At 60.3% G+C, this 21,217-nt stretch carries 20 protein-coding genes and 1 tRNA gene; 9 read left to right on the plus strand and 12 right to left on the minus strand.

Features of this window, described 5'->3' with window-relative positions; genetic code table 11:
* Positions 1-59 precede the first annotated feature (59 nt).
* The 3 genes from polA (at position 60) to AC1DON_RS05680 (ending at position 3,851) form a co-directional block, all read left to right on the plus strand.
* The gene (gene polA, locus AC1DON_RS05670; protein WP_476933781.1) at positions 60-2,903 is read left to right on the plus strand and encodes a DNA polymerase I; all 2,844 of its coding nucleotides are present in this window, start codon (positions 60-62) and stop codon (positions 2,901-2,903) included.
* A 61-nt stretch (positions 2,904-2,964) separates the two neighbouring features.
* Positions 2,965-3,453, plus strand: coding sequence for a DUF5063 domain-containing protein (locus AC1DON_RS05675; RefSeq protein WP_476933782.1), 489 nt, complete (start codon positions 2,965-2,967; stop codon positions 3,451-3,453).
* Positions 3,450-3,851 carry a VOC family protein gene (locus tag AC1DON_RS05680; protein WP_476933783.1) on the plus strand — a complete coding sequence of 134 codons (402 nt, stop codon included), beginning with the start codon at positions 3,450-3,452 and terminating at the stop codon, positions 3,849-3,851. The genes AC1DON_RS05675 and AC1DON_RS05680 overlap by 4 nt, the downstream gene beginning before the upstream one ends.
* 88 nt (positions 3,852-3,939) lie before the next feature.
* Here the strand turns inward: AC1DON_RS05680 and AC1DON_RS05685 are convergent, their stop codons facing one another.
* Positions 3,940-4,203 (minus strand): hypothetical protein, encoded by a 264-nt coding sequence (locus tag AC1DON_RS05685; protein WP_476933784.1) that lies wholly within the window; start codon positions 4,201-4,203, stop codon positions 3,940-3,942.
* A gap of 90 nt (positions 4,204-4,293) precedes the next feature.
* Entirely contained in the window at positions 4,294-5,574 is a 1,281-nt protein-coding gene (locus tag AC1DON_RS05690; RefSeq protein WP_476933785.1) for an MFS transporter, read from the minus strand.
* Between the two features lie 101 nt (positions 5,575-5,675).
* Here AC1DON_RS05690 and AC1DON_RS05695 point away from each other — a divergent pair, with 101 nt between their 5' ends.
* Both AC1DON_RS05695 and AC1DON_RS05700 read left to right on the plus strand, forming a co-directional pair.
* Positions 5,676-5,891, plus strand: a complete 216-nt coding sequence (locus AC1DON_RS05695) for a zinc-finger domain-containing protein (protein ID WP_476933786.1) — start codon at positions 5,676-5,678, stop codon at positions 5,889-5,891.
* Positions 5,891-6,355: a VOC family protein gene (locus AC1DON_RS05700; RefSeq protein ID WP_476933787.1), complete on the plus strand. Its 465-nt coding sequence runs from the start codon at positions 5,891-5,893 to the stop codon at positions 6,353-6,355. The genes AC1DON_RS05695 and AC1DON_RS05700 overlap by 1 nt, the downstream gene beginning before the upstream one ends.
* An 80-nt stretch (positions 6,356-6,435) precedes the next feature.
* On the opposite strand, the gene AC1DON_RS05705 is transcribed toward AC1DON_RS05700, so the two are convergent.
* The 10 genes from AC1DON_RS05705 to AC1DON_RS05750 form a co-directional block, all read right to left on the minus strand.
* A complete protein-coding gene (locus tag AC1DON_RS05705) occupies positions 6,436-6,987 on the minus strand; it encodes an isochorismatase family protein (RefSeq protein ID WP_476933788.1) in 552 nt (183 codons plus the stop codon).
* A gap of 243 nt (positions 6,988-7,230) precedes the next feature.
* On the minus strand, positions 7,231-9,960 hold the full coding sequence (locus AC1DON_RS05710; protein ID WP_476933789.1) for an ATP-binding protein: 2,730 nt from the start codon (positions 9,958-9,960) through the stop codon (positions 7,231-7,233).
* Complete coding sequence (locus AC1DON_RS05715; RefSeq protein WP_476933790.1) at positions 9,941-10,510, minus strand: biliverdin-producing heme oxygenase; 570 nt, start codon at positions 10,508-10,510, stop codon at positions 9,941-9,943. The genes AC1DON_RS05710 and AC1DON_RS05715 overlap by 20 nt, the downstream gene beginning before the upstream one ends.
* Before the next feature lie 119 nt (positions 10,511-10,629).
* Positions 10,630-10,869 (minus strand): CsbD family protein, encoded by a 240-nt coding sequence (locus tag AC1DON_RS05720; RefSeq protein ID WP_476933791.1) that lies wholly within the window; start codon positions 10,867-10,869, stop codon positions 10,630-10,632.
* 118 nt (positions 10,870-10,987) lie between these two features.
* Positions 10,988-11,794, minus strand: coding sequence for a hypothetical protein (locus AC1DON_RS05725; RefSeq protein WP_476933792.1), 807 nt, complete (start codon positions 11,792-11,794; stop codon positions 10,988-10,990).
* Position 11,795: 1 nt separating this feature from the next.
* Positions 11,796-12,086 (minus strand): HPr family phosphocarrier protein, encoded by a 291-nt coding sequence (locus AC1DON_RS05730; protein ID WP_476933793.1) that lies wholly within the window; start codon positions 12,084-12,086, stop codon positions 11,796-11,798.
* A gap of 196 nt (positions 12,087-12,282) precedes the next feature.
* Positions 12,283-12,687, minus strand: a complete 405-nt coding sequence (locus AC1DON_RS05735) for a PTS sugar transporter subunit IIA (RefSeq protein ID WP_192622214.1) — start codon at positions 12,685-12,687, stop codon at positions 12,283-12,285.
* 248 nt (positions 12,688-12,935) lie between these two features.
* Entirely contained in the window at positions 12,936-13,364 is a 429-nt protein-coding gene (locus AC1DON_RS05740) for an HPr kinase/phosphorylase (protein ID WP_476933794.1), read from the minus strand.
* 150 nt (positions 13,365-13,514) lie between these two features.
* Positions 13,515-15,071 (minus strand): ATP-binding protein, encoded by a 1,557-nt coding sequence (locus AC1DON_RS05745; protein WP_476933795.1) that lies wholly within the window; start codon positions 15,069-15,071, stop codon positions 13,515-13,517.
* A 28-nt stretch (positions 15,072-15,099) separates the two neighbouring features.
* Positions 15,100-15,810 (minus strand): response regulator transcription factor, encoded by a 711-nt coding sequence (locus AC1DON_RS05750; RefSeq protein ID WP_476933796.1) that lies wholly within the window; start codon positions 15,808-15,810, stop codon positions 15,100-15,102.
* A 204-nt stretch (positions 15,811-16,014) separates the two neighbouring features.
* Here AC1DON_RS05750 and AC1DON_RS05755 point away from each other — a divergent pair, with 204 nt between their 5' ends.
* The 4 genes from AC1DON_RS05755 (at position 16,015) to AC1DON_RS05770 (ending at position 21,217) form a co-directional block, all read left to right on the plus strand.
* Entirely contained in the window at positions 16,015-17,736 is a 1,722-nt protein-coding gene (locus AC1DON_RS05755; protein WP_476933797.1) for a hypothetical protein, read from the plus strand.
* Between the two features lie 107 nt (positions 17,737-17,843).
* Positions 17,844-17,920 (plus strand) — tRNA-Arg (locus tag AC1DON_RS05760).
* A 705-nt stretch (positions 17,921-18,625) separates the two neighbouring features.
* Positions 18,626-20,812, plus strand: a complete 2,187-nt coding sequence (locus AC1DON_RS05765) for a beta propeller repeat protein (RefSeq protein WP_476933798.1) — start codon at positions 18,626-18,628, stop codon at positions 20,810-20,812.
* A gap of 90 nt (positions 20,813-20,902) precedes the next feature.
* Complete coding sequence (locus tag AC1DON_RS05770; RefSeq protein WP_476933799.1) at positions 20,903-21,217, plus strand: TrbC/VirB2 family protein; 315 nt, start codon at positions 20,903-20,905, stop codon at positions 21,215-21,217.

Genomic DNA, 21,217 nt, shown 5'->3' on the forward strand with positions numbered 1-21,217 from the left:
GCGCTCCGAAGGATATGGCTCTATGTAAAAGCCGTTCCTTTGAGAAGCAGACGATTCCCATGCCCGACACCACGACCGCCACCGATGGCAAACCAAAGCGCCTCGTCCTGATCGACGGGTCGGGCTATATTTTTCGCGCCTATCACGGCCTGCCGCCGCTGACGCGTAAATCGGATGGCCTGCCGGTTGGCGCCATCTCCGGCTTCTGCAACATGTTGTACAAGCTGATCAAGGAGAACCGGGGTGACGACGCGCCGTCACACCTGGCGGTTATTTTCGACGCCGGTTCACACACCTTCCGCAATGACATGTACGATCAGTACAAGGCGCACCGTCCGCCCCCGCCAGAAGACCTGATCCCGCAGTTTCCGCTGATCCGGGACGCGACGCGTGCCTTTGGCCTGCCGGCGATCGAACTGGCGGGCTATGAAGCCGACGACCTGATCTGCACCTACGCCCATATCGCCAAGGCGCAGGGCTTCAAGGTCACCATCGTCTCGTCGGACAAGGACCTGATGCAGCTGGTCGACGACGACGTGACCATGCTCGATCCGGTCAAGTCGACCATCGTCGGCCGTGAAGAAGTCATTGAAAAGTTCGGCGTGCCGCCGGAGCTGGTGGTCGACGCCCAGGCCCTGATTGGCGACTCGGCCGACAATGTGCCGGGTGCGCCGGGCATCGGCGTCAAGACGGCTGCGCAGTTGCTGATCGAATACGGCAATCTCGACGGCATCCTGGAACGCGCCCACGAGATCAAGCAGGAGAAACGTCGCCAGACCCTGATCGATTTCAAGGACCAAATCCTGCTGTCGCGCGAACTGGTGCGGCTGCGCTGCGATACGCCCGACCCGCATCCGCTTGACGACTTCGTGCTGAAGCAGCCGGAACCGGACATGCTGACGGCGTTCCTGACCGTGATGGAGTTCTCGTCCCTCGCCAAGCGCGTCGGCGGCACTCTGTCCAACACCCTGGAACTCACGACCGCGATTTCGCAGATCCCGACCGCGCCGATCCTGCGCCCGCTCTACGGTGTCAAACACACGGCAGAAGAGGCCGCCAAGCAGCCTTTCGATCTCGATGCCTATGAATGTGTCCAGACGATCGAGGCGCTTGAGGTTTGGGTAGCGCGCGCCATGCACGCCCAGATCGTCGCTGTCGATACCGAGACGGACGCCCTGTCGGCGTCGCATTCCAAGCTGGTCGGTGTGTCGCTGTCGACCGCGCCCAACTGCGCTTGTTATATCCCGCTGGGTCACGCAGCCGAAGGGCTCGATTTCGGCGATGAACTGAAGCAGATTCCGCTCGACGACGCCCTGCGCGTGCTCAAGCCGCTTCTGGAAAACCGCAATATCCTCAAGGTCGGCCAGAACATCAAATACGACCTCAGCGTCCTGCACCGTTACGGCATCGATGTGGCGCCGCTCGACGACACCATGCTGCTGTCTTACGTCCTCGAAGGCGGCATGCACGGCCACGGCATGGACGAACTGTCGGAAATGCACCTGGGGCACACACCGATCACCTTCAAGGACGTCGCCGGCTCCGGCAAGAAGGCCAAGAGCTTTCGTCACGTCGAGTTGAAGGAGGCGACGCGCTACGCCGCCGAAGACGCCGATGTGACGCTGCGCCTGTGGAATCTGCTCAAGCCGCGCCTGCAACGCGAACGCATGACAACCGTCTATGAGACGCTGGAACGCAACATGCCTGCCGTTCTGTCCGATATGGAACTGGCCGGCATCCGCATCGACCCGGACATCCTGCGCAATCTCAGCCAGGATTTCGGCACGCGCATGAACGCCATCGAACAGGAGGCGCAGGCCCTGCTCGGCCGGCCGTTCAATATCGGCAGCCCGCAGCAGCTGGGTCAGATCTTCTTCGATGAAATGAAGCTGCCGGGCGGCAAGAAGACCGCGTCCGGACAATGGGCGACCGACGTCAAGGTGCTGGAAGAGCTGGCCGAGCAGAACGTGCCGCTGGCCAAGATGGTGCTCGACTATCGCCAGATGTCGAAGCTGAAGGGCACCTATACCGACAACCTGGTCGAATATGCCGATGCGGAAACGCGCCGCATCCACACCAGCTTTCATCTGGCGGCGACGCCGACCGGGCGCCTGTCGTCTAATGAACCGAACCTGCAAAATATCCCGATCCGCACCGCCGAGGGCCGCAAGATCCGCGCCGCCTTTGTCGCCAAGCCGGGCCATAAGCTGATCAGCGCCGACTATTCGCAGATCGAATTGCGCATCCTGGCCCACATCGGCGACATTCCGCAGTTGAAGGAGGCTTTCACGCGCGGCGATGACATCCACGCCATGACGGCGTCGGAAATGTTCAATGTGCCGATGGCGGAAATGACCTCGGAAATCCGCCGGCGCGCCAAGGCGATCAATTTCGGCATCATCTACGGCATCTCGGCCTTCGGCCTGTCGAACCAGTTGGGTATCGAACGCGGGGAGGCGGGTCGTTATATCGAAACCTATTTCGACCGATTCCCGGGCATCAAGGCCTATATGGACAGCGCCCGCGACTATGTCCGCGCCAATGGCTATGTCGTGACGCTGTTTGGCCGCAAGATCCATATTCCGGAAATCAACGGCAAGGGTGCGCTGAAATCCTTTGCCGAACGCGCCGCCATCAACGCGCCGATCCAGGGTACGGCCGCCGACATCATCCGCCGCGCCATGATGCGCATGCCGGATGCTCTGACCCAGGCAGGTTTCACGACAAAGATGCTGCTTCAGGTCCACGACGAACTGATCTTTGAGGCGCCCGATGCCGAGGTCGACGCCGTCATGCCGCTGATCAAGGACGTGATGTCGCAGGCGTCATTCCCGGCCGTCGACTTCAGCGTGCCGCTTGTCGTCGAAGCCAACGCGGCATTGAATTGGGACGAGGCGCACTGATGAAATTCACGACAAAGTCCCTCGCTAAGGCTCGGGTACTTTGATCGTGTGGGAGGCAAGCTTGGATATAGATGCGTCAGAAATGCTAGCCGCTTGCCAGGACTATCTTGGCTTTGTCGTAGCTTCAGAGCGTGCCGGCGAAACACCTAAGATGCGCAACGTGGAATTGGCTCGCAAACTTGATAACCTTGCGTGGGTGATTCATGCTCTGACACTTCCGGAGGGTGACCTCCAGGTCGATCCGGCGGAAGGCGAACCAGTTGTAGACGACGAACATGTCTACCAACTTATTTCTGCTGGCTTCCCCGATCTCGGCTGGTACCCCGTTGTTTACCCGTCAGATTTTGCAGACCCGGCTGAGGTGCTGACGGGAGATGCCATTGACGACCTGAGAGACATCTATCTCGACTTGAATGCCTTCGTATGGACATACGAAAACGTCTCAAAATACTGGGCCGTCCACGGCGTTCAGGCTATGTATCGGGTTCATTGGGGAAAGCACCTAAGAGACGTGCAATCCTATCTCCACTCGGTTATTTACGTCTCATGATCGTCAAGAACCTCAACCACATAAACATCCAGACCCGCGACATGGCGGGAACCATCGCCTTTTACAATGACCTTCTGGGGCTGGAGGCGCGGGTCGCGCCCGAGCGTGACCCGGCGCTGCGGGAGTGGCTCTACGACAGCCGCAATATGGCGGTCATTCACCTCAACCTGTTCGGTACCGACAATACCGTGCCGCGTGACGTCCAGCCGGGAGCGCCCACCGGCGCCATCCACCACGTGGCGTTTGAGTGCGAAGGCTTCGATGAGATGATCGACCGCCTGAAGTCGCGCAATCTGCCGTTCGAACGGGCCGATATACCCTCCATCGGCCTGCGCCAGGTCTTCGTCACCGATCCGAACAATGTCCTGCTCGAACTGAATTTCCGCGATCCTGTGTAAGAACCGCGTGTCGCCCACGCCTGGAATATTAAAAGTTGTGCGGCGCAACCATTAATGGAAACGCCGTATCACTTTTTTACAAGCGCCCTCAGGCATTTAGCCATTCAACGACCTGGCTCTTGGTGTGCATACGCTCAATGCGGCCCTTGAGTTCATTGGCAATCAGGACGGTATTGTGGCCGTTGTGACGCCTGAACAGCATATCGGCGAAGCGTTCGAACATCTCGACATCCGCCGGGCGCAAGCGCACGTGAACCCGTACCAGTTGCTTGATGGCCGCGCAGGCTGCATCGGGGCCGGTCAGCCTCAAATGCAGACGTCTGAAGACGAGATCGATGGTCTGATCCAGCATGGTTGCTCTCCTTTTTGCTGCGGCGCAATATTCGTAGAAGAGCGCATATAAAAAGGCGATGTGAGCGTGACGGTAAATCGTCCGGTAACCCTACTGCTCGTCTTCCGCGCGAAAGGCGGAGGTAACCTTAGTGTCGGCGGTAAACAGGTAGACCAGCAACGACACGAAGATGCAGCCGGTGACGTACCAGTAGAAGGCGGTTTCCATCCCCTGGGCCTTCAGGCCCAGCGCGACATACTCCGCCGATCCGCCAAACAGCGACACGGCAATGGCGTAAGGCAGGGCGACGCCCAACGCCCGGACGTGCGATGGAAACAGTTCGGCCTTCACCACGGCATTGATCGAGGTATAGCCGCTGACGATCACCAATGCCGCCATGATCAGCGCAAAGCCGGTCCAGAAGTCGCTGGTGCCGGACAGGAGGGTCATCAATGGCACGGTCAGCAGTGTTCCCAATATGCCGAAACCGATCAGCAAGGGCCGGCGTCCGACGCGGTCGGACAGGGCGCCGAACAGGGGTTGCAGGCACATATAGATGAACAGGCACAAAGCCGACACGGCGGTCGCAGCCTCCTTCGTCCAGCCGGCGGTGTTGACCAGGAATTTCTGCATGTAGGTCGTGTAGGTGTAGAAGGCGACCGTACCGCCAAGCGTAAGGCCGACAACCTGAAGCGACTGCCAGGGGTGGTCACGGACCAGCGCCCAGACGCTGCCTTTTTGGGCATTGACGGTCTTCTGGAAGGATTCCGTTTCTTCCATATGGGTGCGGATAAACATGGCGACGACCGCCAGGCCGGCACCAATGACAAAGGGAATGCGCCAGCCCCAGTCTTCGAGCTGTTCCGAGGTCAGCAGGAATTTTTGCAGCAAAATCAGCACGCCGAGTGCGATCAGCTGTCCCATGATCAGGGTGACGTACTGGAAGCTGGACCAGAAGCCGCGATTCTGGTGTCCGGCCATTTCCGACAGATAGGTGGCGCTGGCGCCGTATTCGCCGCCGACGCTCAACCCTTGCAGCAGACGCGCCAGCAAAAGCAGGATGGGTGAGAAGATGCCGATTGTCTCATAGGCCGGTGTCACGGCGATGATCAGCGATCCGGCGCACATCAACAGGATCGAGCCGGTCAAAGCCGTCTTACGGCCATAGCGGTCGGCATACATGCCCAGAAGCCAGCCACCGATCGGCCGCACCAGAAAGCCCATGGCGAAGATGGCAGCCGTGTTCAGCAACTGCGCCGTCGGATCGTCCTTCGGGAAGAAGGATTTCGAGAAATAGAGGGCGAAGGCCGCATAGGCATACCAGTCGTACCATTCGACCAGGTTGCCGATGGTGCCACCCAGCATGGATTTCAGTTTGTTCGCTTTGGCCATGCCCGGAGACTTTCACACACCGGCGTTTCCGACAAGGAAATTGACGAAAGGACCGGCTTTGCTTAAGGGTTGAGCAGGTTCATCCGCAGGTCCGAATATCCATGAGCGCCATCATCCCGCCCCCCGAAACCATCTATGTCGACGGCCACAAGGTGTCGTGCAACGGCGGCGGTGGCGCGCTGGGCCATCCGCTCGTCTATCTGGAGCTGGGCGAGGACGGCGAGGTCGAATGCGGCTATTGCGACCGCAAGTTCGTCCATAAGGACCACGCCCACGACTATGTCGATCCGGCGCCCCGTCCGGAAGGCGATCACTGATGCGTTTCCTGCATACCATGGTCCGTGTAAAGGACCTGGATGCGTCGCTGCGCTTCTACTGTGACGGCCTGGGCCTGAAGCAGGTTCGCCGCATGGACAACGAAAAGGGCCGGTTCAGTCTGATCTTCCTGTCCGCCGACGAAGACGCCCATATGGGGCCGCACGATGGTTTGCGTGGACAGGCCGAGCTTGAACTGACCTACAACTGGCCGGACGCAGACGGTAATGTCGAAGACTATGGCGGCGGACGAAACTTCGGTCATCTGGCCTATGAGTTCGACGACCTCTACGCCATATGCCAGCACCTGAGCGATATGGGCGTGGTCATCAACCGCCCGCCGCGCGACGGCAGCATGGCTTTTGTCCGCTCACTGGATGGCATCAGTATCGAACTGCTGCAAAAGGGCCCGGCGCTTGCACCTGCCGAGCCCTGGGTCAGCCTGCCGAATATCGGCAGCTGGTAATCCGGTCTAAGTTTTTGCTTTGTCGCGATATTTAAGGCAAAAACCCAGAAGCGCTTCTTGGCACTTTTTGCCATATCGCTCTAGGCGAACTCCGCGCCGCGCCAGAAACCCACGCTGTCAGCCGTCACCACGCTGGCGAACGGACCTGAGAGCGTCGCATTGTGATGCGCGATAATCATGTCGGCGGGCAGTACCTCGCCATCAAACGTCGTGTGGGCATCCCCCGCCAGAACCACGTCAAAGCCGAGATCGGCTGCCGCCCGGCATGAGGTGTCGATAGAGGTATCGGTGCGCGCGCCGGCCAGAATCAGGCGCGATATGCCGACGGCCCTTAACTGCGCGGCCAGATTGGTGCCATGGAAGATGCTGGGGCGCGTCTTGTCGATAACCCAATCAGGAAAGCGTGGCTCCAGCGGAGCCAGCAACCGCCAGCCAGCCGAGCCACGGGGATAGGCGTCCGACACATTCTGGACGAAGACGATCTGCACATCATCGCGGCGCGCCCGGTCGATCAGCGTGCACACCCGACGGGTGACGAAGTCTGCGTCGTGCGGCGGCACGTGCGCGGCGAACACGGCGCGTTGCATGTCTATGACGATCAGCGCGGATTGAGGGGTGCGTTGAGAGGGCATGCGTGGCTCCGGAGCAGTGCGGCCGGAGCGATCCTTGCGTCCCCGGCCTTTTCGATGAAAGGAACGGGGAGTTTGCGAAGAGTGCTTTAGCTCGAGGCCATGCACCAGCAAAACGCCCCGCCACTGGCGGCGGTCGTTGTTGCGGCTACTTTAAGGGCTCGGCTGTTCAGCATGGCATTAAGGTGGCACAGGGATGTGTCGAGGTCAATGGGCCTGATGGTACTGCGCCGCCAGCAGACCAGACTACTCCCCCAGGCCCGTCTGGCTGGCTGACGGCTGGCCGCTGAGGTTATGGGCCAGTATGGCGTCGAGCCGCTCCGGATTGAACGGCTTGGACAAATAGTCGTCCATGCCGACGTCGAGGCATTTCTGACGGTCGCCATTCAGCGCGTGCGCCGTCATGCCGACGATCTTGACCGCCTGCATCTGGCCTGCCGCCTGGAGCTTGCGGATCAGGGCTGTGGCCGTATAGCCGTCCATGACCGGCATCTGCACGTCCATCAGCACCAGATCGAAGGACTCGGTCTCAAGCTTCGAAACGGCCTCCTTGCCGTTATTGGCGACAACGACCTCGTAGCCGGCGTCCTGAAGCAGGGTCAGGGCGACAATGACATTGCCTTCATAGTCTTCCACCAGCAGGATGCGCTTACGGTGGCTGGTCTTCCTGAGCGCGTTCTGGACCTCCGCCGGTGGCCGGCTTGTGCGGAAGCGCGGGTCGTCGTCGTTCTCGGCTATGTGTTCGACGTGTTGCAGCGGCAGGCCAATGCAAAAGCGCGACCCCATGCCTTCCTGGCTCTGGACGTTGACCTCGCCGCCCATCATGGTGACGAGGTTCTTGACGATGGCCAGACCCAGCCCCGTGCCGCCGAAGCGCCGGGAAATGGTCTCGTCGGCCTGGACGAACTTGTCGAAGACGCGCTCCATCTGCTCCTTGGTCATGCCGATGCCGGAATCGACGACATCGATGCGCACGCGCTGCTCGCTTTCGATCTTGACCAGGATATTGACGAAGCCTTCTTCGGTGAATTTCAGCGCGTTCGACACCAGGTTCAGCATGACCTGGCGGATGCGCGTGACGTCGCCGACGAAGTTCATCTGGGCGCGCGATGGCGCCTTGATCGATAGCAGCAGATCCTTCTCGACGGCGCGGACATTCATGATCGAACGCACCTCTTCCAGCAGGTCCGACAGGTTGAAGGGCCGGTTCTCGATCTGCATCTCGCTCGATTCGATCTTGGCGATATCGAGCAGGTCGTTGATCAGGTTCAGCAGGGAACCCGAGCTGACATTCAGGGTCGAGATGAACTGGCGCTGTTTCGGCGTCAGGCTCGGGTCGCGGTCGAGAATATTGACGATGCCGATAATGGCGTTCATCGGCGTGCGCAGTTCGTGGCTCATATTGGCCAGGAATTCGCTCTTGGCCAGGCTGGCCTCTTCGGCCGCCATGCGTTCGGACTGATTGAAGATATGGATGATGGACTGAGCCATCTCGACATCGTCCCGTGCCCATGGCCGGGAACGGCTCTGGACCTCCTGCTTCCACAGGTCGAACGATGCGCGCGGGACCAGACGGTGGCCGGCCTTTTCCTCGACTGCTTTTTTCTCCGGATTGCCCGCCCAGTGGACATTCTTGGCGATGGCGTCGCGGAACCATACGACATAGTCCTTGCGCATATGGCTGATCGGCGCGGCCAGGAAGCCGCCCTTGAGCCCTTCCAGGCCCGGAACGCCGGCGCAGAAGGTTTCGGCGTCATTGGTCTTGACGATGCCGCCGGGATGCCGGCGATGCAACCAGTCGGCCAGTCGGACCATGGTCTCTTCGTTGGGCGCGGAATCGAAGCTGTGAACGCGCTTCTTGTACTGGACCGCCATGCCCTGGGCCTTCATGGCGTCGAGCGCCAGTTCCTTCTTTTCGACCAGCAGGTCGTACAGGTCGAAATGGGTGCCCAGCGTTGCCGACAGCCGCTCGACGATCAGCTTGCGCTTTTCGGTTTCGGCGCGATCGACGATCTCCTCCAGCGATGACAGCTGCGCCGAGAAGATGTGCCCCATGATTTCCGACACCAGCCGGATGCGGTATGGCACGTGGTAGGGGCTGTTATGGTGGCAGGCGACCAGACCCCAGAAGCGGCCGTTCTGCATGATGGTGATCGACATCGACGCCGACACGCCCATATTGGCCAGGTACTGGACGTGGATCGGCGACACGCTGCGCAAGGCCGACATCGACATGTCTAGCGGCCGGTTGGTATGCGGATTGAGCGCCGGCAGGACCGGCACCGGCGCGTAGTTGATATCGGCGATCGCCCGGATGAAGTTCTTGGTGTAGAGCGTGCGCGCCTGGGCCGGGATGTCGGACGCCGGGAAGTGCATGCCCTTGTAGGACGCCATGTAGTCGGCGCGGCTTTCGGCGATGACCTCGCCATTCCAGTCCTCGTCGAAGCGGTACAGCTTGACGCGGTCGAAGCCGGTGATCTTGCGTACCTGAGCCGTGACGAAGTTGTAGAGTTCCTCATGGCGGCGCTGATCGCGCATGCCGACGGCGAACTGACGGAGTTCGTCGTAGAAGTAATCGCGCTCAAGCACCTTGGGATCATCGACGACTTCCAGTTCGACGATGATGTAGCCGTCGGACAGGTGCGCGACGGCGTCGAAGGTTTTGCCATTTAGCCGGATGACGCTCGACTGCGTCGGCTCCAGTTCACGGATGACGACGATATGGCGGATGATGTCGGCCTGTTCGGCCCCAAGAATCACGTCGAGTTTGGCGCCCAGTGCTTTGGCGTGCGGGACGCCGGTCCAGGACTCAAGGTTTTCACTGGCCTGCAGGACGATGTGGTCCTCGCGATTGAGAACCAGCATGACGCCGAACGGCTGGATTGAGCCGGGTGTGTGGATAGGCTCCTGCTCGCAACCTTGCAGGGCTTTCTCCAGCTGAGTCTCGGTCAGTTGTTCACGGGGTTTGAAGGGCATCTTCGTCTTTCAGGCGGAGCACGACGTCGCAAATACCGGCGATTCCCTGAAAGCACGCCACAGCCGTCTCGATGGTTTCGTTCGATTGCAAGGAAGGGGCGACTGCGAATAAATTTTCAATAAAGTTTTGCCACCGCTTACCATTTTCCTCGCCATCACCGGCAAAAAAGCGTTGATCTGCCATGGGTTGCAGGCCCAGGTGGCGTCGGAGCGCCTTTGACATTACATTCCCGCCGAGCGTCGATCCCTGTTTGACATAGAGGTAGCCCCATAATTGGGAGGGGGTGGTGAGCCGGGGTAGGGCGATGGGAAAATCAACGGGCGGCAGGTGTTCACGCGCCATGTCGGCGTGAAGCCATTGCAGAACCGGCGCGCCGGGTTCAGTGACCTGAGGCTCCATCGTCCGGTAGAATCGCTCAAAGGCCAGCAGCGCGTAGCGGTAGTCCCGCAAGGTCATGTCCGGTGACACCAGTGGCGCCAGAAGCGGATGAACGTGCAGCGCTTCGTGCGCGTCGCGTGTCTCGGTCCTCAGGCGTTCCAGCAGGGTCATCAGCGTCTCGTGGTCTCCGGCAATTAAACACGATTTCACACACAAACAAAGAGCGGAGGCGACGGTTAAGCCGCTTCCGCTCTTGTCATCTCCGATTCGGCGGAACCGGAGACTTGGCGCTAGAGCTGGTCGTTGCGGATCGTGCCGTCATCGACCAGATCGTTGTTTTCGTCGTTCCAGCGGCGCACCTGAAGCTCAGCTTCGTCCTGGGCTACGCCATAGCGTTCCTGGATTTTGCCGGACAGGAGCTTACGGTTGCCTTCGATGACGTCGAGGTCGTCATTGGTCAGCTTGCCCCAGGCCTTTTGCACGCGGCCCTTGACCTGTTCCCAGCTGCCTTCGATACGATCTTGGTTCATAACTATCTCCTTTGGAAATCAATGTGTTGATCGGAGAGTATCGTTTGCCCGCTAAGGTTTCCACGCGGGAGGCGGCAGTGTTCGTAAAGAATGAATAGTCAGGCTTCCAACGGTAAAGTCAGAACAGTTTCGCCGGCAGGCTCTGCGGTGTACAATAACCGCTTTCGCCGGGATGACTGCCCTTCTTGTTACCGCCGATCAGGCCCAGCACGCCGCTGTCGATTTCTTCGGCATAGAAGGCACCGCGCGACCGGTCGAGCGTGATGCGCAGCGCTGCGCCGCGTTTGGTGACCTTGTTGACAAGGTAGTAGGCGCTTTCGGTCACATTGGCCGAGCACATGGTGTCGAGACAGACCGAGCCGCGGATCAGCGACTTGTGCGCCGGATCGACGAACAGGAATTTGAAGTCCGCATTCTGGTCGGGAAAGACGGCCGACGGGAACAGGTCGATATAGAAGGTGCCGCGGCTGACCATCTGCTTGCCGTCAACAACCTGGGTTTCGCATTTCAGGCTGATCTGCGCCTGGCTTCCGACTGTCGGGGCTGCCTGGGGGATTGCCCGGGCCACGACGGGCGGCGGTGGCGGTGGCGGTGCGGTATCCACTTTCGGTGCAATGGCGACGTCGGACGGCGGGGCGACCGGCACATTGGTCTCGGCCGGCTGCGGCATGACGTCGTGCGTCAGAGCGTGCGCGGGGGGACCGATCGTTACGGGCTGGGCAGTGGGCGCAGGAGATGGCGTCAGTGTCGTGTAGGGTACCGGGCCGGCAGGCTTGGCGGGCGCTGCGGCCTTGGGTTTGGCTTTCTTGCGCGCGACTTTTTTCTTCGCCGGCGCGGAGGCTTCGGGCGCGCCGTCTTCGGCGTGCACGGCAGCAGGCGTCGCGAGCGACAGGGTAACGGCAAGAGCGAGCCAGAGCGGTTTCACGTTACGCCTCTTCGTCGAAGCGGTTGGCGACCAGTTCGCTGAGCGCCTTGACGGCGGCCTCGGCTTCCTCGCCCTCAGCTTCGATTTCGATCAGCGAGCCCTTGGCCGCGCCCAGCATCAAGAGGCCCATGATCGACAGGGCGTCAACGCGGTTGTCGTCCTTGATGACGTGGATCTGGGCTTTTTCAAAGCTCGACGCCAGTTTCACGAACTTGGCCGAGGCGCGGGCGTGCAGGCCCTTGTTGTTGCAGATTTCGACCTGGGCTCGCACCGGTAATGCCGTCTCACTCATTGAACCTCCTTCGGAGGCAGAAGCATTTCCCGGCGAAGTGCCAAAGCGGTTCGCCGTTAGGAAATGCGACAAAACGAAAAATAAGAGCATAGCTTCGCTTCAGCCGAAGCGGGCGATGCTCTGTGTTTTGCCAATGATGCGAGAGTTCTGATTCTGAGTCCAGTCAAAATCCCGTACTTGGAGTCTCAGAGATGGCTTAGTTATCGCCCGACAGCACGTATGAGGCGACAGTGACGTATTTGCGCCCGGCTTCCTGGGCATGACAGACGCAGGCACCCAGATCTTCGTTGCGGCGCAAGGACGCCAGCTTGATCAGCATGGGCAGGTTGATGCCGGCGATGACTTCGGCGCGCGTCTGTTCCATGACCGAAATGGCCAGGTTGGAGGGCGTGCCGCCGAACATGTCGGTCAGCAGGATGACGCCGTCACCTGTGTCGTTCTCAGCCGTCGCCTTCAGGATTTCCTGACGGCGCAGGCTGACATCGTCTTCCGGCCCAATGCAGATGGGGGTTACCTGGCTCTGTGGCCCAACCACATGTTCCATCGCCGCGACGAACTCTTCGGCGAGCCTGCCATGCGTAACGATCACCAGTCCGATCATGTATGCCTTAACCTTACTGCCGCGCTTATGCGATCGGCCGAATACGCGATATTAGTCCTCTTTGCTTCGCACTGCAAAATGAGAAATTCTGAACTACCCAGCAAAACCCGCACCACAGCGAAAACCGTGTCTTATGTGTCACTTGACGTAGCGGCACGGTCAGGTTGTGTCTGTGCGCCCGCGCCTGTCGAGGCCTGTTTCTCCCGCAATGCCTAACGAAAAACCGCTTACACTTTTTCGGGCATTGCTTAGTTTTGCCGCAGGCGCGTGATGAGTTTGGGCACCGATGACGCTTCACGTGGATTGAGACGGGTCGTCGGGAGGTTCAGTCCCAATATGGGAGTGATCTCGTTCTCCGGCAAGCGGTCGACCGGATCGGTCTGCGCCATGGCCACCAGGGTGATGCGCGTCATGGGGCGGCGTTGTCCCTGGCCGATGATGCCAAGGCCGCGGACTTCCATCAGCCCTTCTATCGTTTCGGGCGGTGCGGCGTAGAGATGACCGCCGGAGACCCAGATACACGAATAATCGTCCGAGACCAGATGGCAGCCAGCTTCGATGGCGCGCAGGGCCAGGTCACTCTTGCCAATACCCGATGGTCCCACGATCAGCACGCCCCGCCAGGTTTGGCCGACGAGCAGGGTCAGGGATGTGGCGTGGAGGATCAGTTTGCTCATGCAGACGCTTAGGATTTCCGGGGTGCAGGGCCAAAGAACGACCTTGGGAACTTACGTTATCTTTCTTTTCTTGAAGCCGCCATGTTGGTGACCTCAAGAAAAGAAAAAAGTTAAGGACTGTGGGGTCGCGGACCCCGCACCCCGGAAATCTTATGCAGCCGGCAGGACAATACTGAATCTCGCTCCCACCACCTTGTCACCTTCTGTCCGGTTTTCCGCCCAGATCTTCCCGTGGTGCGCCTCGACGATCTGCCGCGAAATCGACAGGCCCAGCCCGGAATTGTTGCCGAAGCTCGTGCCCTTCGGCCGTGACGTATAGAAGCGCTGGAAGATGGTCTCGAGGTTTTCCTCCGGAATTCCCGGGCCATCGTCCTCGATAATAACCCGCAACTGCCCGGCCTCGCCCGCAAGCAAGGCCACGCGGACTTCACCGCCCTCGGGCGAGAAAGAGCGTGCATTGTCGATGACATTGCGGAATACCTGGCCCAGCGGGCCTTCACGGCCATTGACGGTTGCGTGGGCGAGTTCACGGCTCAGACGGACGCGGACGCTACCCGTATGCTCATATAGCGACGCGATGTCTTCCATCAGCACGCCGACGTCGATTGCCTTCGGCACATCACGCGACAGTTCGGCATCGAGGCGCGATGCGTTGGAGATGTCGGTGATCAGGCGATCCAGCCGCCGGACGTCCTGATTGAGAACCCCCATCAGCCGGTCCTTGGCATTGTCATCCCTGACGATCGACAGGGTCTCCAGCGCGCTGCGAATCGAGGTCAGCGGGTTCTTGATCTCGTGCGCCACATCCGCAGCGAAGCGGTCGATCTCCTCCATCCGCCGCCACAGCGTGTCGGTCATGCTTTCCAGTGAGCGCGCCAGCCCGCCGATTTCATCCTGACGCTCTTCGAGATCGGGCAGGGAGATGGCACGCGCCTGGTTCGCACGCACCGTATCGGCGGCCAGCGACAGCCGCTGGATCGGCCGCGTGATCAGGAAATGCAGCATGATCGACGAAATAAAGGTCACACCCAAAGCCACCAGGATAAACGGCACCATGGCCTGGCGTTGCGCCTGGACGATCTCATCGACATTGCCGCGTTCCAGCGTCAGCACGCCCAGCACTGTCTTCACCCGCTTGATCGGGATCGACACCGACACGACCTTCTTGCCATGCTCATTGCGGCGGACGTGCGCCACATCGGTGCCGCTGAGCGCCATGGCCAGTTCGTCCTGCAAGTCGGTCTGGCCCTGGGCGCGCAGCCTGGCCATTTCGGACGAATTATCCTTCGGCTGCGGGTCCGTGGACTTGCGCGCCGGCGGCAAGGGCGTGACGTCGATCCGGTCGGACCCGGCCAGGGAATCGGCGATCCACGTGCCGTCCGACACCAGCTTGCCGTTGATGTCGTACAGCCGCGCGCGCTGACCCTGCGGGATAAAGCGGTTCATTACCTGCGCGGCATAGTAGGGCTGGAGGTGTGGGGCTTCGTTCTCTTCGCCCGTCGCCACGGCGCCGATCAGGTTGCCAATCGTCTGGGCCTGCGACTTCAGCGAGTCCTCATAGGCGTCGATCAGGCCGCGCCGGAACTCGTTCACCACCAGAGTACCGCAGACCAGGATCAGCAGGCTGATAATGTTCAATCCGACAACCAGCCGCCCGAGACGCGAATGGATAAACGGCAGCCGCTTGTACCAGGGACCGGTTGTCATCAGATTGTCCTATCGGCCGGAAGCCTGCTCAGGCTTCACGGTAACGATAGCCGACGCCGTACAGCGTTTCGATCGAATCGAATTCCGGGTCGACGACGCGGAACTTCTTGCGCATGCGCTTGACGTGGCTGTCGATCGTACGGTCGTCGACATATACCTGATCGTCATAAGCGGCATCCATCAGGTTGTCGCGGCTCTTGACGAAGCCGGGACGCTGGGCCAGGGCGTGCAGCAGCAGGAATTCGGTGACCGTCAGGCGGACGGGCTTGCCGTCCCAGGTGCATTCGTGGCGAGCGGCGTCCATGACCAGTTTGCCGCGCTTGAGCGACTTGGCGTTCAGCGCTTCCTGGACCTCGGGGGCCTCGCCCTGTTCGATAATGCCGGCGCGGCGCAGCACCGCCTTGACGCGTTCCAGCAGCAGGCGCTGCGAGAACGGCTTGTGCATATAGTCGTCGGCGCCCAGGTTGAAACCCAGGATCTCGTCGATCTCGTCGTCCTTGGAGGTCAGGATGATGACCGGCAGGTTCGACGTCGCCCGGATGCGTTTCAGCACTTCCATGCCGTCCATGCGCGGCATCTTGACGTCGAGAATGGCAAGGTCAGGCGGGTCCTTCTCGAGTGCGGCCAGGCCGGTGGCCCCGTCGTAATAGGCCTGGATCGTATGACCGCCGCTTTCCAGCGCGATGGATACGCTCGTCACGATGTTTTCGTCGTCATCGACCAGGGTGATGCGGGCCATGAATGCTCCGGTTTTCAAGAGATAGAATAGGATACGCCACTGCTACAGTTCTAAGAGCGCAATATAGTCCATTTCAAGGCGTGAACACGGCTCAAAACAGGTCATATCGGGACCGAGAAGCGTCCTCAATGGGATTTTAACCCCATTTGTGTAAATTTTGCAGGAATTTCAAGGCCCAATGGTAGGGGCTGACCAGGAAAACAGATGAGCGGCTTCGCGCACAGTCAGGTCCACTATGAGATTTTCGCGCGCAAGACGCCCTCATCGTCGTGGGCCTTGCAAATGGCGCTGGAAAACCGCGATGTCGCCATAAAGTCGGCTGAGACCCTGCTGGTCGAAAAGAGTTTCGCCGCGGTGATGGTCAGCAAGGAGACGCTAGACAACAATTCCGGCGAATATCGCTCACTGACCGTCTTCACCAAGGGCGCACCCGAAGAGAAGAAGAAGGTCAAGACCGTCTCCTCGGTCGACAGCATCTGCACGGCGCCGCAGGATCTCTATACAGCCATCGCGCGTGAAAAGATCGGCCGTCTGCTCGAAGAATGGCTGAAGCGCAACGCCGTCACGCCGTTCGAACTGCTGCACCGCCCCGACCTCGCCGAACGGCTTGACGCGACGGGCACCGAGCTTCAGCATGTCGTGCAAAAACTAGCCGTGCCCGAAAGTCAGGACACTGGCCAGGACCTGCACGAACTGATGCGCCGCTGGCGCGCCTTGATCGACAAGGCTGTGCTGCGTTTGATCACCGATGGCCGCAAGAAAAGCTTCCCTGACGTCGTACCGTCCAACTGGCTGGGCACGATCGACAAGCTGTCGAGCCATCCTGAAAAGGCCTATATCCTGGGTGGCGCCCTGGCCAAGGTGCTGGGCGAGGACCGGCGTCCATCTGTCAAGCTGGAAAAGCTCCTGCTGTTCGCCACGGTCCTGGCCGATCATATCGATGGCCGCGAGTGGGCGATGCACGTCATCGAAGCGCCTGTGGTCGAAATCTTCTCGTCGCGCAATTCGCTGTCCGATGTCCTGGGCCAGGAAGCCGATCTCGGCACCTCACTTGCGATCATGACCCGCATGGCCGCCGGCCGCGAGGTCGACCTGGTCGCCAGGATCGACCCGCAGGTCGCGCGCGTCATTCCGCCGCTGAAAGACGTACTTGAGGGCTATCACAACCTCATTCTGCGCGATTGCTTCAAAGCCCTGGGAGCCAGTATTTCCAAACGGCTGATGCAGGAGATCAAGGGGTTGCGCCGCCTGAAGCCGGGTGATCCGGAAGGCGAGATTGAGATCCTGCGCGCGCTTGCCATGTGCCTGACGGCCGCCGGCAAGGAAGAGTCGCAGCGCGACGACGTCAAGGACGCCTTTACCGAACGCTCCAAGATGCTGGTGTCGTCGGACTTCGTTGCCAGCCTGACTGGGAACGCCAAGACGTCGGCCGAGGAAATCGAAAAGCTGATCTGGCTGTGTGAAAACGTGGCGGGCGCCGCCAACAAGCGTCAGGCGGCACGTTGGGTCGTCTCGGCGATCACCAGCCTGAAGTTCGAACGCGAAATCCGCAACTCCAATACGCCGGCGCCGCAACGCCTGCAGCATCTGGCCCAGATGCAGAAGAAGGTGCTGAAGGCTGCCCTTGGCGACGCTGACCGCGACGAAATCGTCGGCAAGCTTGGCCAGATCGGCGCTCAGATCGCCAATGACATCCACCTAATTCAGCAGACGCTGAAGGCGCCCGTACCGCCGATGCACAAGGTGGCCATGCTGCTCAACTTTGCCGCCGGCAATGCCGCGCCGCTGGGCCCGGTCAGCGAACAGGCCAAGGCGGAGGTCATGCGCCTGCTGCGGATGCCGCAGATCCGCGAGAGCCTGCTGGGCAATCCCCAGGCCATGGCGGCGCTGAAACCGATGATGCAGGCGGCGGGACTTGCTGCCTGACTTGGCGGCTTAAAGCGATTTTTGGGGTTATCCGCTTTTTGCGGTTGAGTGCGGCCAGGGTTTGGCTTAGGTTCCGCGCCACCTGAGGCCGGCGTCCGGCAAAGCAGGCACCCGTAGCTCAGCTGGATAGAGCGTTGCCCTCCGAAGGCAAAGGTCGTACGTTCGAATCGTATCGGGTGCGCCAGGTTTTCCAAAGACTTAAGATCAATCGTGAGTCTTGTGCTCTTGGTGGAGACACTAGGGGGATGCTATTGTCTTGTTTAGCGCAACTAAAAAAATTCCTAAGCTGTAGCTGCAAGGCTATGAAAACCGCCGCCCCGTCATGCAAAATGGAGAGGGTGCCGACCATCTGCGGTATTTCGACAAGCGGCTGAAACGTACAAGCAGCATTGGCTGCACGTCTAACGCTTGGCGCATGGTTGATGTCAACCTCGGTCGATCGTTCTCACCCTCACAGGCAATTATTGGTAGAAATAAATCATAAAATTATTCTCAGTCGTCGGGGATAATTTTTTGAGCCACGCGAGTTTTCACTGGAACCCATAACGTTTGCACGATGCGTAGTGCACTGCTTTATTTTAATAAATTAGATTACCATTTTTGCGTTCCGGAGGTAAGCAATTAACGATATCGAAGTTGCAATCGCTCAATCTATAATTTACATGTAAAATTTAATTTTGCATATGACGTTTTGATGTGTATCTCTGTTATGGGTCTAACAATAAGGCCCGCCTTTGGTAGGGAGTGTCGACCCTAGTCCTCTTGTGGTCGTGCGCCTGCTTCGGGCTCAAAAAAACAGGAAGGACGTCATGAAAAAAACCTGCGTCATGCCCTTTTAAAAGGGCTGGCTGTCAGCCTGCTTGCCATTTCGGCGGCGGCGATTTCCACAGTGTCCCCCGTCAGCGCACAGAGCTACACCTGGCAGACCGCAAAGATCGGCGGCGGCGGTTACGTGCCCGAAGTCATCGCCCATCCGGGCCAGCAGGGCCTGTTTTATGCCCGTACCGACGTGGGCGGCGCCTATCGCTACAATTCGTCGAACAGCACCTGGGTACCGCTGCTCGACTGGTTGACCCCGGACCAGGCCTCCTACGACTTCGTCGAAGCGATCGCCGTCGATCCCAACAACACCCAGAAGCTCTATATGGTTGCCGGCGGCGGCCATGACTGGCAGACCAACTGCTGCGGCGCCCTGCTGATCTCGAACAACCAAGGCGCCAGTTTCACCATCTCGCCGTTCACCTTCGAGGTCAACGGCAATGAGGCCGGCCGCAATGTCGGCCCGCGCCTGGCGGTCGACCCCAACCTGGGTTCGGTACTGTTCTACGGTACGGCCAACACCTCGGCCTGGGCCTCGAGCAACGGCCTGTGGAAGAGCACGAACAGCGGCACGACGTGGACGAAGGTCACGGGCTTCCCGGCCATGTCCAATAACGACACCGGCGCGGGCGTCAGCTTCGTCGCCATGCACAAGCCGTCCAGTTCGTCGGGCCAGAACACGAAGACCATCTTCGCCGGTGTCAGCACCCCGGCCGCAGCTACCAATGGCGCCACGCTTTACCGTAGCACAGACGGCGGCAATAGCTGGTCGCTGGTTTCGGGCGCACCGACGGGCCTGATGCCGCAACAAGGCCAGATCGGTCCTGACGGCAACCTCTACATCACCTATTCGCGGCAGGCTTCGGGGTCGAACGGCGGCGGTCCCAGCGGCTTGGACCATGGCCAGGTGTGGAAGTACAATGTTGCCGGCGGCAACTGGACCAACATCACGCCCCCGAACGACAGCCAGCAACTGGCCGGCTGGTTCGCTGACTATGGCTTCTCCGGTCTGTCGGTCGATCCGGCGCATTCGGGCACTGTCGCCGTCATGAGCGTCAACCGTTATGACGGCCACGGTGAGTCCCTGCATCGGACCACCAACGGCGGCCAGTCCTGGGTCGACGCCACCGCCAATGTCAACGTCAACCTCACGGCGGCGCCCTGGAACGGAACCCGCGCCTATATCGGCAACTGGGCCGGCGTGGCGCTTGATCCGTTCAACACCAACCACGCCTTCGTGACCTGGGGGGGCGGCATCATGTCGACCCAGAACTTGACGGCGTCGGCCAGCGGTGGGACCGTCAATTTCGCGCTCGATGAAAATGGCGTCGAAGAAACCGTCCCACTCAGCCTGGCGTCTCCGAGCACCTTCCCCTGGGGTGGTTCGGTGCCGTTGGTGAGCGGGATGGGCGACGTGTGCGGCTTCTTCCACTCCAGCATGACACAGGCCCCCGCGGCCGCGCACTCCAATCCCACCTGCGGCAACACCACCTCACTCGACTGGGCCAAGAGCGCCTCGAACATTATGGTGCGGGTCGGCATATGGGGCAGCGCTCCAGGCGCCATCTCGTATAATGGCGGCTACAGCTGGTCTCCCTTCACCAGCACACCGGCCGGTGTCACGAATGACAGTGGCGGCACCATCGCAATCAACGCCGACGGCAGCTCCATCGTCTGGGCGCCCGGTGACAGCGGCGTCGTGCCGGTCGTCTCGACCAACAGCACCTACAGCTGGTCTTCGACATCGTTGCCCGCAGGCATCGCCGTGGTGGCCGACGGCGCGAACGTCAACAACTTCTATGCCTACGATCGCTACACCGGCAAGGTCTATGTCAGCACCAACAAGGGCGTTAGCTGGACCCAGCCCGTTACGCCGATTGCGTGGCACACTATGATCACGCCGTTCGGCAAGTCCTGCGACGTCTGGCTCTACGGCTACAGCGGCCTGATGCGTAACACGACCTGCGGCTCGGGCACCTGGAGCCAGGTCTCCGGTCCGACGAGCATTCAGGCCATGGGCTTCGGTAAGGCGGCGTCCGGCCAGTCCTACCCGGCCATGTACGTCGCCGGCACCTACAACAATGTCAAAGGCGTCTTCCGCTCGGTCAACGGCGGCAGCACCTGGGTGCGGATCGACACCGCCCAGAATCAATACGGCGGCTTCCGCATGCTTGTGGGCGACCCCAAGACCTTCGGTACGGTCTATGGGGCCACCAATGCCGGCCGTGGCGTCGTTTACGGAACGTCTCCGAACTGACCCTGATACCCGGGACCAGCGGCCGCCGCGCCGCTGGTCCCATCCCCTGCTGCGACACGCAATCCACAAGTTCTTACCTGAGTAAAACCTATGAAAGCGATACAACACTTGTCGGGCACCATTCCGGCCCTGGCCCTGGTTGCCCTGCCGGCCCATGCCCAGGCTTACGCGGATCCTGAAGGCTCGGGCGCGATTGTCGGCGCCCTCCACTGGATCCAGGGAACCTTGCTGGGCACGACGGCGACCGTGGTTGCTGTGATCGCCGTGGCCTTCTGCGGATATATGATGCTGACAGGCCGGTTGAACTGGCGTCACGGCGCTGCGGTCATCCTGGGGTGCTTCATCCTCTTCGGTGCGACCAGCATCGTCGCGGGCATTCAGACAGCGGCCAGCGGCGGCTTTTGA

It is taken from the genome of Asticcacaulis sp. P4_H10 (genome assembly GCF_056400965.1).

Excerpts from the sequence above, each read along its gene's own strand:
- polA (WP_476933781.1), top strand. The coding sequence starts at position 60 with ATGCCCGACACCACGACCGCCACCGATGGCAAACCAAAGCGCCTCGTC.
- AC1DON_RS05680 (WP_476933783.1), top strand. The coding sequence starts at position 3,450 with ATGATCGTCAAGAACCTCAACCACATAAACATCCAGACCCGCGACATG.
- AC1DON_RS05685 (WP_476933784.1), bottom strand. The coding sequence starts at position 4,203 with ATGCTGGATCAGACCATCGATCTCGTCTTCAGACGTCTGCATTTGAGG.
- AC1DON_RS05690 (WP_476933785.1), bottom strand. The coding sequence starts at position 5,574 with ATGGCCAAAGCGAACAAACTGAAATCCATGCTGGGTGGCACCATCGGC.
- AC1DON_RS05695 (WP_476933786.1), top strand. The coding sequence starts at position 5,676 with ATGAGCGCCATCATCCCGCCCCCCGAAACCATCTATGTCGACGGCCAC.
- AC1DON_RS05700 (WP_476933787.1), top strand. The coding sequence starts at position 5,891 with ATGCGTTTCCTGCATACCATGGTCCGTGTAAAGGACCTGGATGCGTCG.
- AC1DON_RS05705 (WP_476933788.1), bottom strand. The coding sequence starts at position 6,987 with ATGCCCTCTCAACGCACCCCTCAATCCGCGCTGATCGTCATAGACATG.
- AC1DON_RS05710 (WP_476933789.1), bottom strand. The coding sequence starts at position 9,960 with ATGCCCTTCAAACCCCGTGAACAACTGACCGAGACTCAGCTGGAGAAA.
- AC1DON_RS05715 (WP_476933790.1), bottom strand. The coding sequence starts at position 10,510 with ATGACCCTGCTGGAACGCCTGAGGACCGAGACACGCGACGCGCACGAA.
- AC1DON_RS05720 (WP_476933791.1), bottom strand. The coding sequence starts at position 10,869 with ATGAACCAAGATCGTATCGAAGGCAGCTGGGAACAGGTCAAGGGCCGC.
- AC1DON_RS05730 (WP_476933793.1), bottom strand. The coding sequence starts at position 12,086 with ATGAGTGAGACGGCATTACCGGTGCGAGCCCAGGTCGAAATCTGCAAC.
- AC1DON_RS05735 (WP_192622214.1), bottom strand. The coding sequence starts at position 12,687 with ATGATCGGACTGGTGATCGTTACGCATGGCAGGCTCGCCGAAGAGTTC.
- AC1DON_RS05740 (WP_476933794.1), bottom strand. The coding sequence starts at position 13,364 with ATGAGCAAACTGATCCTCCACGCCACATCCCTGACCCTGCTCGTCGGC.
- AC1DON_RS05745 (WP_476933795.1), bottom strand. The coding sequence starts at position 15,071 with ATGACAACCGGTCCCTGGTACAAGCGGCTGCCGTTTATCCATTCGCGT.
- AC1DON_RS05750 (WP_476933796.1), bottom strand. The coding sequence starts at position 15,810 with ATGGCCCGCATCACCCTGGTCGATGACGACGAAAACATCGTGACGAGC.
- AC1DON_RS05755 (WP_476933797.1), top strand. The coding sequence starts at position 16,015 with ATGAGCGGCTTCGCGCACAGTCAGGTCCACTATGAGATTTTCGCGCGC.
- AC1DON_RS05770 (WP_476933799.1), top strand. The coding sequence starts at position 20,903 with ATGAAAGCGATACAACACTTGTCGGGCACCATTCCGGCCCTGGCCCTG.